The organism is Azospirillum formosense, from assembly GCF_013340925.1.
Taxonomy (GTDB): Bacteria; Pseudomonadota; Alphaproteobacteria; order Azospirillales; family Azospirillaceae; genus Azospirillum; species Azospirillum formosense.
The window spans coordinates 1-14,249 of sequence record NZ_WHOR01000145.1 but is presented as its reverse complement, the minus strand read 5'-3'; the positions used below and the strand labels follow the sequence as shown (position 1 = coordinate 14,249).

Genomic DNA, 14,249 nt, shown 5'->3' with positions numbered 1-14,249 from the left:
GTGGGCGCCGTTGCCGGTTGGGCGGCAGCCGGGTGAGCCGGGGCCGGCTGGGAAGCCGGCTGCGGTTCCGGCCGATTGAGGCGCAACGTCTCGGTCTGTGCCGGCGCGGACGGCTGAGCCGGCGTGGGCGGGGGGGCCGCGACCGGCGTTGCCGGCGGAGCCGCGGTTTGAGGGGCCTGGGCCGGGACGGGAGCCGTGGCGCGGCGTGCCAGCTTGGCCGGTGCCGGAGCGTCCGGGGGCGATACCGGAGCGGGCGGCGGTTCCTCCGCCAGCGCGTCGCCGGCCGGCGCTTCCGCCGTGGCGTCGGCGGTGGCATCGGTGGGCGCGCCTTCGTCGACCGCGGCATCCTTATCGCTGGCCGCCTCGGCCTTGCGGATGATGTAGGAAATGGCGCTCGGCGTGCATTCGAATTCACGCGCGATTGCCGACAGGGTAGCGCCGGAACGGTAACGCTCAAGAATCTGCGGCCATGCCGACTGAGGGATTCGTCCGCGCTTCTTCGGAGCCTCCGGTTCGGACCCGGTTTCTGCGTTCATTATGTCGCTCGGTTGCCAAAGTGAATTTTGAGTCATGCGTACGCTGCTTGGGCCGTATCGCGCGCCTACTGACGCCGCGGCACGCGGGCGCGTGCACAAGCATCACGTCAGGAGCCGTTTTTGCGTGCGATGTTGTCGGTACGGATGAATATCGGGAACTTGCTGGGAAAATGCCAGAAGAACTTTGCGCCACATGGAAAAATTGCGCTTAGGCGGATTGCCGGAGCCTTAGTCCGAAGGCTGGATTGCCGTGTGGCGGCTGCTTGCGCGGACCGCATAGGAAAATCCGCGGGCGAGGATTTTAAAAACTGTATTTCACGAAACGGTCGTGCAGGAAGCGGTTGCAAAGAGGTTTGAAAAACCACGGCGGTCCGGAATGCGTTGCAGTGCGTTCTGTTGACATCAAGCGCCCATCGCATGGCGCGCGCTGTCCGACTGGCGGAGTTTGCCACATGCCGCATTCCATCGATCGATTCCGCCCCTTGTCCGGATCCATCCGGCGCCAAGCCGGATTGACCTCCGGTTTGACGTTTGGATCCGCATCGCGACTGGCGACGTCCGCCGTGCCCGCGGGTCTCGTCGCCGCTCTTCTCGCCCTGGCGGCTCCAGCGATTGCGCAGGATGCGGGTGGAGCCTCTCCGGCGCCGGCGGCACCGCCGCTTGCGTCCGTTCTGCCGCCGAACGCGCCCCCGACCTTCGCCGATCTCGCCGAGAAGCAGTTGGACGCCGTGGTTTTCATTTCCACCACGCAGGCGGCTCCGCAGGACGGTCCACAGGCGGGGCCGCGCGGACCGGAGCGTCCCGGTTTTCCGCCCGGGTCGCCGTTTGAAGAATTCTTCCGCGAATTTCGTGACCGCCAGCGCGGCCAGCCGCAACAGCAGCAACAGGCGCCGCGCCCCACGGCGGCGTTGGGCTCCGGCTTCATCGTCGACCCGGCGGGCTTCGTGGTCACCAACAGTCACGTGGTGTCCGAGGCGGCGGAGATTTCCGTCACCATGCACGACGGCACGAAACTGCCGGCGAAACTCGTCGGCGTGGACGGGCCCACCGATCTTGCGGTCCTCAAGGTCGACAGCAAGAAGCCGCTGGTTTCCGCCCCGTGGGGCGATAGCGAGGCACTGCGGGTCGGCGACTGGGTGGTCGCCATCGGCAATCCCTTCGGTCTCGGCGGATCGGTGACGGCGGGAATCCTGTCCGCGCGGCAGCGCGGCATCCAACAGGGACCCTATGACGACTATCTGCAGACCGACGCTTCGATCAACCGTGGCAATTCCGGTGGGCCGCTCTACAACCTCAACGGCGAGGTGATCGGCATCAACACGGCCATCTATTCGCCGACCGGGGGATCGGTGGGCATCGGTTTCGCCATCCCGTCCTCCATCGCGCGCCCGGTCATCGAGCAGTTGCGCGACCATGGGCAGGTGCGCCGCGGCTGGCTGGGCGTCCAGGTGCAGGGCGTGACCCCGGACATCGCCGAAAGCCTGGGCATGCAGGAGCCGGCGGGCGCCTTGGTGACCAGCGTGTCTCCGGAGGGCCCGGCGGGGAAGGGCGGCGTCCGGCAGGGCGATGTCATCACCCGCTTCAACGGCGAATCCATCGAGCAGATGCGCGAGTTGCCGCGCGTCGTCGCCGCGACCAAGATCGGGGCCGCCGTGCCGCTGGAACTGGTGCGCGAGGGCAAGGCCGAAACCCTGACCGTGACGGTAGGCGAGTTGGAACCGCAGGAGCAGGTCGCGCTGTCCGGGTCGAGCGGAGCGCCGCGTCCGGAAACGAGGGTCGACACCAAGCAGGTCCTTGGCCTGACCCTGTCGCAACTGACCCCCGGCCTTCGCGACAGCTTCTCCATCAATCCCGACGTCGAAGGCGTGGTGGTGACCGAGGTCGGCGACGCCAGCGCCGCCAGCGAGCGCGGCATCGAGGCCGGTGACGTCATCGTGGAGGCCGGGCAGGAGCCGGTGAAGACGCCGGAAGACCTGAACCGTCTGGTCGACGACGCGCGCAGCCAGGGGCGCAAGACCGTGCTGATGCTGCTCAGCCGCGACGGCGACCTTCGCTACGTGCCGATGCCCATCGAAGACCGCAAGGGCTGAGGGCGGCCGGAGGCTGCACCCAGAGGCCGTCCACAGGGACCGTCCCAACCTTTTCCTCTACCGTTTGCCGGGCGGCGGGAGTAATTTGCCCGCCACTTGGCGAATGGGATTAATCCAGTGAGCGTAGATTCGGAGGGCCGTCCGCCCGTGCGGCTGTCGGTCGTGGTTCCGGTCTTCAACGAGGCCGAAAACGTCCTTCCCCTTCTTGAGGAAATCGAGCGCGCGCTGTCGCCCGCCGATGCGCTGGGCCGCGCCTTCGAGGTGATCTATGTGGACGACGGGTCCAGCGACGACACGCTGACGCGCCTCGCCCCCGTGGTCGCCGCGGGCCGCCTGCGGCTGGTCCGCCATGTCCATCGGTCCGGGCAGAGCGCGGCCGTGCGCACCGGTGTCAAGGCGGCGCGGGGGGAGTGGATCGCCACCCTCGACGGCGACGGCCAGAACGACCCCGCCGACATTCCCGCGCTGTTCGCCCTGGCCGCCAAGGGCGGTCCGGACGCGCCGGTGCTGGTGGGCGGCCTGCGCAAGAAGCGGCAGGATACGCTGTCCAAGCGGCTGGCCTCGCGCTTCGCGAACGCGGTGCGGCAGTCCTTCCTCCAGGACGGCTGCACGGACAGCGGCTGCGGGTTGAAGCTGTTCCGCCGCGACGCCTTCCTCGATCTGCCCTTCTTCGGGGCGATGCACCGCTTCCTGCCCGCCCTGTTCCGGTCGCACGGTCATCCGGTGGCCTATGTGCCGGTCAACCACCGCCCGCGGGAACGCGGCGTGTCCAAATACACCAACTGGCGTCGCGGGCTGATCGGCGTGGTCGATCTGCTGGGCGTCTATTGGCTGAAGCGGCGCACCGCGCTGTCTCCCGCGGTCGAAGACCGCTGAACCCTTTCCCATCCCGACCGGTTGCCGCCCGATGCTCGAACGCGCCATCGCCTGGTACCAGAGTCAAAGCACCGCCGACCTGATCTGGGTCGGCGTCGGCTTTTTTGCCCAGGCGCTCTTCATGATGCGCTTCGTCGTGCAATGGATCGCCAGCGAGCGTGCCCGTCGCAGCATCGTACCGGACCTCTTCTGGTATTTCTCCATCGGCGGCGGGGTACTTTTGTTGGCCTATTCGATCCAGCGGGGTGATCCGGTGTTCATGTTCGGGCAGGGGCTGGGCCTCATCATCTATTTCCGGAACCTCTACTTCGTCCTGAACAACCGCCGGGACGGCGGCGCGGCGGGCAGGCCGTGAGCGCGGTGTGCAATGCCCCGGCCGGCCGCCTGCCGGTCCTGGCCTATCTGGCCCTGGCGGTGATCAGCGTCCTGCTGTTCCTGCCCGGCTTCTTCGACCTGCCGCCCTTCGACCGGGACGAGGCGCGCTTCGCCCAGGCGTCCCACCAGATGCTGGAAAGCGGCGACTATGTGGACATCCGCTTCCAGGACGAGGCGCGCCACAAGAAGCCGGTGGGCATCTACTGGCTGCAGACCGCGGCGACGCGGCTGGTCGACGGGCCGAAGGAAATTTGGACCTTCCGCATCCCGTCGCTGGTCGGGGCGGTGCTGGCGGTGCTGGCGACGGCCTGGACCGGGGCGCGGATGTTCGGCGGGACGGTCGGTTTCCTCGCCGGGCTGATGATGGCCTCCTGCGTCGTGCTGGGCGTCGAGGCCCGCATGGCGAAGACCGACGCCGTGCTGCTCTCGACCATCGTGATCGGGCAGGCGGCTTTGGCCAGCCTTTACCTGAACCGCCATGCGGAGCGGTCCGGTTGGGCGGCGCCGCTCGCCTTCTGGATCGCCGCTGGGATCGGCATCCTCATCAAGGGACCCATCGTCCTCCTGGTTTCCGGCACGACGGCGCTGGTGCTGGCGGTGCTGGACCGCAGGGCCGGCTGGCTGAAGCGGCTGCGCCCGCTGGTCGGGCTCGCCATCGTGGTCGCCATCGCGGCACCCTGGCTGATCGCCATAACCATCAAGACCAAGGGCGCCTTCTTCGCCGAGTCGGTCGGACACGACATGATGGGCAAGGTGGTGAGTGGCCAGGAGGCCAAGGGGTTGCCGCCCGGCTATTACCTGGGCACCTTCTGGGTGACCTTCGCGCCCTGGTCCTTCCTGGCGCTGCTGGCCGTTCCCTGGGCGTGGCGCCACCGCAAGGGCGGCGGGCCGGTGGCGGACGCCGTGCGCTTCTGCGTCGCCTGGATCATCCCGAGCTGGCTGGTCTTCGAGGCGGTGCCGACCAAGCTGCTGCATTACACGCTGCCGCTCTTCCCGGCCATCGCCATCCTCACCGCGGCGGCGGCGCGCGAGCATTTCCTACGCCGCGCCGAGACGCCGCGCTGGGGTCTGTTCTCGGTCGCCACCGTTCTCGGGGCCGTCGGCTTCGGCGCGCTGACCATTGCGGTCGCGGTGATCCCCTATCTGGTGGACGGGCGCGTCGATCCGGTGGCGGTCGCCATGCTGCCGGTGGTGCTGGTGCTGTACGCCCTGGCCGTACGCCTGTTCGCCCAGCGTCGGGAAACCCACGGTTTCGCGGCGGGTCTGGCGGCGGCGGCGGTGCTGTACGCCGGCACCTACGGTGCGGTCCTGCCGGGAATCGACGGTGTGTGGATCAGCCGGCAGGCGGCGCGGACGGTCGCGGCGGCGCGGCCCTGCGCCGACAGCGTGGTCGCCTCCGCCGGCTATTCCGAACCGAGCCTCGTCTTCCTGCTGGGCGCCGACACACGCCTGACCCATGGGGCGGGCGCGGCCGCCCATCTGGCGGAAAGCCCGTCCTGCGGGCTGGCCCTGGTGTCCGACCGGGAGGAGGCGGCGTTCCGCACCGCCCTGAAGGGGGCGGAGCCGGTGCCGCTCGGCCGTTTCACCGGCTTCAACTACAACACCGGCAAGCGGCTGACCCTGACGCTCTACGGCGCGGCACGACCCTGACCGAACCGGAATGGGGTGTCCGTTGGATGGGGGGTGCCGGATGGAGGGTGCGGGCTGAGTAACCCGCCTCCTCCCTGGACATGCGCGGCCGCATCCGGCGGAATCCGTCTTCCACACGCAAAAGGATGGAAGGCCGCCGTGTCATGCTTCGAACGATGACTGTAGCGACCCTCGCGGTGCTGGCTTTTGCCGCACCCGCCGAAGCGCAGAGGCAGGAATACCCTTCCTGGGTGTATGAGGAGATGGTCCCGACCGGTCCCCACATGCGCCGCATGGAGGAGGCTCAACCGATCCCTGGGGCACGGCCATCGCATTGGGGCGCCATGGGCAACGGCGAGCAGTTCCGTGCCGGCTCGCGCGGCTACGGCACCGATCCGGCCCGCGCCACCCCGTCCTACTCCCGGACCAATTCGCTGACGCCGCCGGTCCGCGACGGGCGGGGCGCGGCGACGGCGGCGCGAAGGGGCGGCGGGGACAACGTGCCGGGCATCCCGCGCGAGGTGACGCTCAATCCGGAATATACGTTCGAGCGGTAGCCGCGGCCTCCTCGGGCCGCCACAGCCAGGCGGCGCCGCGGACCCCGCTCGAATCGCCATGGACGGCGCGGCGGACCGGGGTGTTCAAGCTGTCCGTGAAGGCCCAGCGGGCGATGGCCGGGGGGAGGGCGGCGTAGAGGAACTCCAGGTTCGACAGCCCGCCGCCCAGCACGATCACGTCCGGGTCCAGGACATTGACGATGCCCGCCAGCCCACGCCCCAGCCGGTCGACCAACCGGTCGAGGGTGGCGTGGGCCGCGGCGTCGCCGCGCTCCGCCAGCGCCGCGATGGCCTCCGCGGTCAGGTCCGCCCCGGTGACCCGTCGGTGGTCGGCGGCGACCGCGGGGCCGGACACGAAGGTTTCCAGGCAGCCGAGCTTGCCGCAATAGCAGGCCGGGCCGGGCCGCTCGTCATCGGCGGGCCAGGGCAGGGGGTTGTGCCCCCACTCGCCGCCGATGGCGTTGCGGCCGCCCAGCGGACGGCCGTCCACGACAATTCCCGCCCCGCAGCCGGTGCCGAGGATCGCCGCGAAGACGACGCCGCAGCTGGCTCCCGCCCCGTCCGCCGCCTCCGACACGGCCAGACAGTTGGCGTCATTCTCGATCCGCACCGGCCGCTTGAGCGCTGTGGCCAGATCGCGGTCGAACGGCTTGCCGATCAGCCAGGTCGAGTTGGCGTTCTTCACCAGCCCGGTCGCCGGGGAGATGGCGCCGGGAATGCCGATCCCGACGGTGGCCCCCGTCGCCCCCGTCGCGCTCTCCAGCCGCGCCACCAGATCGGCGATGGTCCGCACCGTCGCGCCGTAGTCGCCGCGCGGAGTGGGGACGCGGACGCGGGCACGCTCCTCGCCGGCCGCGCCGAGCGCGATCCCCTCCGTCTTCGTGCCGCCGAGGTCGATGCCGATGCGGAGGAGCGAGGAGGGAACGTCGGTGCGCTTCATGAGGAAACTGCCCTGATGTGTGGCCTGCGTCACAGACGGACGCCGAGGCTGTTGCAATACTGGGAAAGACCGGCAACCCGCAAGCCAAGCAACCATCCGACCTCTCCGGCGACTCCCGCGCCACAGGCTGGGACAAATGGTCTTTGCTCGGGCGATATGGGTTGACCGTCTGTCGGGATCTTGTAGAACCAGCGAAGGAGAGGGCGTGATCCGTCGGATTCCGCCCGTCAATCAGGGCCACCGGAGCCGGACCAACGATGAATCGCCAGCGCGCCGCCCATCGCATTCCTTCCTTCACCTTGCGCAGCGCCGCCGCCGTCGGCCTCGCCGTGCTGTTCGCCGGCACCGCGCTGCCGGCCGTCGCCAAGGAGGCGGCGAAGCCGGCTGAAAAGGCGGCTGCGAAGGCCACCGCGAAGTCGGCCCCTGCGAAAGGCACTGCCGCCAAAAGCACGGCTGCCAAGAGCGCCGCGACCAAGCCCGGTGCCTGCTACAGCCGCGCGGAGCATGCCGCGGAGCAGACCATCCGCATGCACACCGAGATGATGGTGGTCGGGCTGACCTGCCAGCAGGTGAATCCGGATAAGAAGCCGTTCAACCTGTACCAGGACTTCACGGTCAAGAACCGCTCTCTGATCTCCAATTCGGAAGCGTCGATGATCGACCACTTCCGCAAGAAGGGCGGCGGCAACGCGACGCGGCAGTTCGACATGTTCCGCACCGAACTGGCGAACGAGGTCAGCCGCCGCGCCGCGGTGATCGGCACCGGGCTCTATTGCGCCAATTTCGTCGACCGCTCCAAGGCGGCGATGGACCTGACGGCGGACGACATCCGCGTCCTGACCGGCGATGAAAAAAGCGCCGGCCTGATGCATTTGTCGTCAAAGCCGCTGTGCGATGTCCAGGTCGTCAGCAACCCCGACGTGAATTATGACGTCGCCCAGGCTCCCGCCTCGCGCAGCGGCGGTGCGGCCGCCGCGTCCAAGTCCACCGGCAAGGCGACGGCCAAAGCCCCCGGAAAGCCCAAGGAGCCGGCGAAGGCCCAGGTCGTCTCCGCCAAGCGCTGACCCGCCAGTATCGATGGTGATGCCGGACGTCATGGATTGACCGGCATCATGCATCGCAGCAGTGGCACAGTTGTTGCGAAGCCCTCTTCACCACAGTGAAGAGGGCTTTTTTCATGCGATGCATTCGCTATGGTAGAAGGCAAGCGCAAAGTTCACGGAACTGACATGAATCGATATTGCAAATTCTCGGAAAATTGGTATTACCGCAGATAGAGTGCGGGTTTGCCCTCTTGCTCTGTTGAGAGCCGCTGGGCTAACGTTCCGCTCACACAACAATCTTGGCCCCGCGCTCAAGAGCCCGGGTAAGCCAATTCGGGGAGTGGCACTTCACGTGACTGGTGTACGAGCGCGCTTGTCTCGCTCGCCGAAGCCTGCGCATCGCGCCGAGGCGAGGTAAGACAATGGAATATTTTCTTCAGCAGTTGATCAACGGTCTGTCGCTGGGCGCCATCTATGGCCTCATCGCGATCGGATACACGATGGTGTACGGCATCATCGGCATGATCAATTTCGCCCACGGCGAGATCTACATGATCGGCGCCTTCGTGGCCCTCATCACCTTTCTGGCCATCGGAAGCCTGGGAATCACCTGGGTTCCGCTGGCCCTTCTTGTCATGCTGGTCGCATCGATGCTGTTTACCGCCGTCTACGGATGGACGGTGGAGCGCATCGCCTATCGCCCGCTGCGCAGTTCGCCGCGTCTGGCGCCGCTGATCTCGGCGATCGGCATGTCGATCTTCCTGCAGAACTACGTGCAGATCCTGCAGGGCGCCCGCAGCAAGCCGCTGCAGCCGATCCTGCCGGGCAACCTGACCCTGATGGACGGCGCGGTGTCGGTCAGCTACGTCCGTCTGGCGACGATCGTCATCACGATCGCGCTGATGTACGGCTTCACCCAGCTCATCACGCGGACCTCGCTCGGCCGCGCCCAGCGCGCCTGCGAGCAGGACAAGAAGATGGCGGGCCTGCTCGGCGTCAACGTCGACCGCGTCATCTCGCTGACCTTCGTCATGGGCGCCGCCCTGGCCGCCGTGGCGGGCATGATGGTTCTGCTGATCTACGGCGTGATCGACTTCTACATCGGCTTCCTGGCCGGCGTTAAGGCCTTCACCGCCGCGGTGCTCGGCGGCATCGGCTCGCTGCCGGGCGCGATGCTGGGCGGCGTGGTCATCGGCCTGATCGAAGCCTTCTGGTCGGGCTACATGGGCAGCGAATGGAAGGATGTGGCGACCTTCACGATTCTCGTGCTCGTCCTGATCTTCCGTCCGACCGGCCTGCTGGGCCGTCCGGAAATCGAGAAGGTGTGAGGCCATGACCGCGATTTCCCTGTCTTCGCCGCGGGCCATCGCCTGGCCCGCGATCCTGAAGGAGGCGGCGATGACCGCCTTCGTCGCCCTTCTCCTGACGATCCCACTGGTCGGCCTGCGCACGGTGGACCGTCCCACTGGCCTGGGGCTGGAAACCCGCTGGGACGAGGTGGCCGCCGCCGTCGGTCTGGTCTTCCTCGGCCGTCTCGGCCTCTGCCTGATCCGTGAGGGCCACGCCGTCACCGTCCTGGTGCTGGCCGCCGCCGCCGCCGCGGCGGGTTTCTTCATCGCCATGCCGACGGAGGCCCTGCGGGTGATCCTGATCGCCGGCGGCGCGGTCATCGCGATCCGCGCCATCCTGGCGATCCGCACCGGCCGCTCCAAGCTGTCGCAGGCGGAGCGCGACAAGCGGATGGACCACATTGCCGCGCAGGTGCAGCACGCCTCGCGCTGGCTCGGCCCGATCGCCGTCGTCGTGGCGCTGGCCTTCCCTTTCACGCCGCTGGCCGACCGCCAGCTGCTGGACATCGGCATCCTGCTGCTGACCTACGTCATGCTGGGCTGGGGGTTGAACATCGTGGTCGGCCTCGCCGGCCTGCTCGACCTCGGCTATGTGGCCTTCTATGCGGTGGGTGCCTACTCCTACGCGCTGCTGGCCCATTATTTCGGCTTCAGCTTCTGGGTCTGTCTGCCGCTGGCCGGCTTCCTGGCGGCGATGTCGGGTGTTCTGCTGGGCTTCCCGGTCCTGCGTCTGCGCGGTGACTATTTCGCCATCGTGACGCTGGGCTTCGGCGAAATCATCCGCATCATCCTGATCAACTGGTACCAGTTCACCGGCGGCCCCAACGGCATCTCCGGCATTCCGCGCCCGAGCTTCTTCGGCATCGCCGACTTCACGCGGACCCCGGCGGAGGGCACCGCGGCCTTCCACGAAATGTTCGGCCTGGAGTTCAGCCCGCTGCACCGGATCATCTTCCTCTATTACCTGATCCTGGTGCTGGCGCTCGTCGTGAACCTGTTCACCATGCGCGTCCGCAAGCTGCCGCTGGGCCGCGCCTGGGAAGCGTTGCGCGAGGATGACATCGCCTGCGCCTCGCTGGGCATCAACCGCACGAACATGAAGCTGGCGGCCTTCGCCATCGCGGCGATGTTCGGCGGCTTCGCCGGGTCCTTCTTCGCCACCCGCCAGGGCTTCATCAGCCCGGAGAGCTTCACCTTCATCGAATCGGCGATCATCCTCGCCATCGTGGTGCTGGGCGGCATGGGCAGCCAGATCGGCGTCGTCGTGGCGTCCCTGCTGGTCATCGGCTTGCCGGAAGCCTTCCGTGAACTGGCCGACTACCGCATGCTGGCGTTCGGCATGGGCATGGTGCTGATCATGCTGTGGCGTCCGCGCGGCCTGTTGGCCCACCGCGACCCGACCATCCTCCTGCATGGCCGCCCCAAGGGTGGAGCCGGCGGGCCCACCGCGGGCACCGCCGCCGCCGGCGGCCAGGGCATCGCCGGGGGGAGCGCGAAGTGATGACGACCAAATCCATGACCACCACCCCCCTGCTGACGGTCGAACACCTCACCATGCGCTTCGGCGGCCTGGTGGCGGTCAACGACGTCTCCTTCTCGGCCAACAACGGCGAGATCACCGCGATCATCGGCCCGAACGGCGCCGGCAAGACCACGCTGTTCAACTGCATCACCGGCTTCTACACCCCCACGGTGGGCCGGTTGACGCTGCGCCACGCCGACGGGAAGGAGTTCCTGCTGGAGCGGATGCCGGGCTACCGCATCTCGCAGAAGGCCAGCGTCGCCCGCACCTTCCAGAACATCCGCCTGTTCGGCGGCATGAGCGTCCTGGAGAACCTGATCGTCGCCCAGCACAACAAGCTGATCCGCGCCTCGGGCTTCTCCATCGCCGGCCTGCTCGGCCTGCCGTCCTACACCAGGACGGAACGCGAGGCGGTCGAGCTGGCCAAATACTGGCTGGACCGCGTGCGCCTGCTGGAGTTCGCGGACTGGGAAGCCGGCAATCTCCCCTACGGCGCCCAGCGCCGGCTGGAGATCGCCCGCGCCATGTGCACCGAACCGGTGATGCTCTGCCTGGACGAGCCGGCGGCGGGGCTCAATCCCCGCGAGTCGGGCGAACTGGCCGATCTGCTCACCTACATCCGCGACGAGCACAAGATCGGCGTCCTGCTGATCGAGCATGACATGAGCGTGGTGATGAGCATTTCCGACCATGTCGTTGTGCTGGATTACGGGCGGAAGATTTCCGACGGCGATCCGGCCTTCGTGAAGAACGACCCGGCGGTGATCCGCGCCTATCTGGGCGAGGAAGAGGACGAGGACCTGCCGCCGGAGATCAAGGCCGACCTGCCGGAGGTCGCCAAGCGAGCCGGGGAGGGGGCCTGAGCCATGCTGAAGGTATCGGGCGTCCACACCTTCTACGGCGCCATCGAGGCGCTGAAGGGGGTCGACATCGAGATCGGGGCCGGCGAGATCGTCTCGCTGATCGGCGCCAACGGCGCCGGCAAGTCCACGCTTCTCATGACCATCTGCGGCAGTCCGCGCGCCCGCATGGGCCGGATCACCTTCGAAGGGCAGGACATCACGCAGATGCCCACCTACGAGCTGGTCCGCCTGGGCATCGCCCAGTCGCCGGAAGGCCGCCGGATCTTCCCGCGCATGAGCGTGCTGGAGAATCTGCAGATGGGCTCCATCACCGCCAAGCCGGGCAGCTTCGCCAACGAGCTGGAGCGGGTCCTGACCCTGTTCCCGCGCCTGAAGGAGCGCATCAGCCAGCGCGCCGGTACCATGTCGGGCGGCGAGCAGCAGATGCTGGCCATCGGCCGCGCGCTGATGAGCCAGCCGCGGCTGCTGCTCCTGGACGAGCCGTCGCTCGGCCTTGCCCCGCTGGTGGTGAAGCAGATCTTCCAGGCGGTGAAGGACATCAACCGCGAGCAGAAGATGACCGTGTTCATGGTCGAGCAGAACGCCTTCCACGCGCTGAAGCTCGCCCACCGCGGCTATGTGATGGTCAACGGCAAGGTCACCATGTCGGGGACCGGCGCCGAACTGCTGGCGAACGAGGAAGTTCGCTCGGCCTATCTGGAGGGAGGTCACTGATGGACGGCGTTCTCGGGTCCTCTCTGCCGGTCTTCCTGGGCCTGACGGTCCTGGTGTTCGGCGGCTGCGGCGTTCTGACCGGCCAGACGCTGGCCGAGGGCTGGAAGCCCGTGTCGAGCGCCATCGCCTATTCCATCCTGCTGGGCTTGGGCGACCGGTTCCTGGTCTGGGGCCTGTTCGGCGGCCAGCTCCTGTCGGTGTATGGATTCGTGGTGCACACCCTGGTGATCGGCGCGATCACCCTGACCACGTACCGCATTTCGATGGCGCGCCGGATGGTGTCCCAGTATCCTTGGCTGTACGAGCGTTCAGGGCCCTTCGGATGGCGCGAGCGCGTCGGCGGAACGCTCGCCCAATGATTGCGAATTCCATGGGTCCGATCGGGACTGGGACGCAGGTGAAACTGTCGCACTTGGCGATGATCGGACTATAGTGGAACCTTGTCGGCACCGGCGCCCCCAGCCCTTGGGGGACCGGTGAAAAGGCCCCCGCGGGGCCGGCGTACGACTCATAACAGGGAGCCAACGAAACTATGAACTACAAGCTTTCCCTCCTCGTGGCGGTTGCGGCGACCGCTATGACCGCCTCGGTGGCGAAGGCCGACATCGCGGTGGCGACCGCCGGCCCGATCACCGGCCAGTACGCCACCTTCGGCGAGCAGATGAAGAAGGGCATGGAGCAGGCGGTCGCCGACATCAACGCCGCCGGCGGTGTCCTGGGCCAGAAGCTGAAGCTGGAAGTGGGCGACGACGCCTGCGACCCGAAGCAGGCCGTCGCCGTGGCGAACCAGCTCGCCAAGGCGGGCGTGAAGTTCGTCGCCGGTCACTTCTGCTCGGGCTCCTCGATCCCGGCCTCGCAGGTCTATGCCGAGGAAGGCGTCCTGCAGATTTCCCCGGCCTCGACCAACCCGAAGCTGACCGAGCAAGGCCTGAAGAACGTGCTGCGCGTCTGCGGCCGTGACGACCAGCAGGGCCAGATCGCCGGCAAGTACCTGTTGGACAACTACAAGGGCAAGAACGTCGCGATCCTGCACGACAAGTCGGCCTACGGTAAGGGCCTCGCCGACGAGACGCAGAAGGCGCTGAACGCCGGCGGCCAGAAGGAGAAGATCTACGAAGCCTACACGGCGGGTGAGAAGGACTACTCGGCCCTGGTGTCCAAGCTGAAGCAGGAAGCCGTCGACGTTGTTTATGTCGGTGGCTACCACACCGAGGCCGGCCTGCTGGCCCGCCAGATGAAGGATCAGGGACTGAACGCCCCGATCGTGTCGGGCGACGCGCTGGTGACCAACGAGTATTGGGCCATCACCGGTCCGGCCGGCGAGAACACCATGATGACCTTCGGCCCGGATCCGCGCGAGATGCCGGAAGCCAAGGAAGCCGTGGAGAAGTTCCGCAAGGCCGGCTATGAGCCGGAGGGCTACACCCTCTACACCTACGCCGCTCTGCAGATCTGGGCGGAGGCGGCCAAGCAGGCCAACTCGACCGACTCGGCCAAGATCGCCGACGTGCTGCGCAAGAACAGCTACAACACGGTGATCGGCAAGATCGGCTTCGACGCCAAGGGCGACGTGACCTCGCCGGCCTATGTCTGGTACCGCTGGAACAACGGCCAGTACGCCCAGGTCAAGTAAACCGGGGTCGATGTTCAGGACGTGCGATCTTGTTTCCTGAATGGGAATGAAGTCGCGCAAAGGCCCGGCGGGAAACCGCCGGGCTTTTTGCTTGGCGTGGCGACCGCGGTTTGGTTCAGACG

At 67.4% G+C, this 14,249-nt stretch carries 13 protein-coding genes and 1 pseudogene; 12 read left to right on the top strand and 2 right to left on the bottom strand.

Annotated features, from left to right (window positions below; genetic code table 11):
* Positions 1-536: pseudogene (locus GBZ26_RS18200) on the bottom strand (helix-turn-helix domain containing protein); the annotation flags it as partial.
* 452 nt (positions 537-988) lie between these two features.
* Between GBZ26_RS18200 and GBZ26_RS18195 the strand changes: the two are divergent.
* The 5 genes from GBZ26_RS18195 (at position 989) to GBZ26_RS18175 (ending at position 6,063) form a co-directional block, all read left to right on the top strand.
* A complete protein-coding gene (locus tag GBZ26_RS18195; protein ID WP_425599352.1) occupies positions 989-2,626 on the top strand; it encodes a Do family serine endopeptidase in 1,638 nt (545 codons plus the stop codon).
* A gap of 117 nt (positions 2,627-2,743) precedes the next feature.
* Positions 2,744-3,502, top strand: coding sequence for a glycosyltransferase (locus tag GBZ26_RS18190; protein WP_174440050.1), 759 nt, complete (start codon positions 2,744-2,746; stop codon positions 3,500-3,502).
* Between the two features lie 31 nt (positions 3,503-3,533).
* Positions 3,534-3,857 carry a lipid-A-disaccharide synthase N-terminal domain-containing protein gene (locus tag GBZ26_RS18185; protein WP_174440049.1) on the top strand — a complete coding sequence of 108 codons (324 nt, stop codon included), beginning with the start codon at positions 3,534-3,536 and terminating at the stop codon, positions 3,855-3,857.
* Entirely contained in the window at positions 3,854-5,527 is a 1,674-nt protein-coding gene (locus GBZ26_RS18180) for a glycosyltransferase family 39 protein (protein WP_174440048.1), read from the top strand. Before GBZ26_RS18185 ends, GBZ26_RS18180 begins: the two co-directional genes overlap by 4 nt.
* A gap of 155 nt (positions 5,528-5,682) precedes the next feature.
* Positions 5,683-6,063, top strand: coding sequence for a hypothetical protein (locus GBZ26_RS18175; protein WP_174440047.1), 381 nt, complete (start codon positions 5,683-5,685; stop codon positions 6,061-6,063).
* Here GBZ26_RS18175 and GBZ26_RS18170 read toward each other — a convergent pair.
* Positions 6,035-7,003, bottom strand: a complete 969-nt coding sequence (locus GBZ26_RS18170; RefSeq protein WP_174440046.1) for an ROK family protein — start codon at positions 7,001-7,003, stop codon at positions 6,035-6,037. The genes GBZ26_RS18175 and GBZ26_RS18170 overlap by 29 nt on opposite strands.
* Positions 7,004-7,260: 257 nt before the next feature.
* On the opposite strand from GBZ26_RS18170, the gene GBZ26_RS18165 reads away from it, so the two are divergent.
* From GBZ26_RS18165 to GBZ26_RS18135, 7 genes are all read left to right on the top strand, one after another.
* The gene (locus GBZ26_RS18165; RefSeq protein WP_174440045.1) at positions 7,261-8,067 is read left to right on the top strand and encodes a hypothetical protein; all 807 of its coding nucleotides are present in this window, start codon (positions 7,261-7,263) and stop codon (positions 8,065-8,067) included.
* Between the two features lie 401 nt (positions 8,068-8,468).
* Complete coding sequence (locus GBZ26_RS18160; protein WP_014240349.1) at positions 8,469-9,374, top strand: branched-chain amino acid ABC transporter permease; 906 nt, start codon at positions 8,469-8,471, stop codon at positions 9,372-9,374.
* A 4-nt stretch (positions 9,375-9,378) separates the two neighbouring features.
* Positions 9,379-10,896: a high-affinity branched-chain amino acid ABC transporter permease LivM gene (gene livM, locus GBZ26_RS18155; RefSeq protein ID WP_174440044.1), complete on the top strand. Its 1,518-nt coding sequence runs from the start codon at positions 9,379-9,381 to the stop codon at positions 10,894-10,896.
* Positions 10,896-11,780, top strand: a complete 885-nt coding sequence (locus GBZ26_RS18150) for an ABC transporter ATP-binding protein (protein WP_174440043.1) — start codon at positions 10,896-10,898, stop codon at positions 11,778-11,780. The genes livM and GBZ26_RS18150 overlap by 1 nt, the downstream gene beginning before the upstream one ends.
* A gap of 3 nt (positions 11,781-11,783) precedes the next feature.
* Positions 11,784-12,494, top strand: a complete 711-nt coding sequence (locus GBZ26_RS18145; protein WP_014240352.1) for an ABC transporter ATP-binding protein — start codon at positions 11,784-11,786, stop codon at positions 12,492-12,494.
* Complete coding sequence (locus GBZ26_RS18140; protein ID WP_174440042.1) at positions 12,494-12,853, top strand: DUF6867 family protein; 360 nt, start codon at positions 12,494-12,496, stop codon at positions 12,851-12,853. Before GBZ26_RS18145 ends, GBZ26_RS18140 begins: the two co-directional genes overlap by 1 nt.
* Positions 12,854-13,026: 173 nt before the next feature.
* Positions 13,027-14,127, top strand: a complete 1,101-nt coding sequence (locus tag GBZ26_RS18135; protein ID WP_174440041.1) for a branched-chain amino acid ABC transporter substrate-binding protein — start codon at positions 13,027-13,029, stop codon at positions 14,125-14,127.
* The last annotated feature ends 122 nt before the right edge of the window (positions 14,128-14,249 follow it).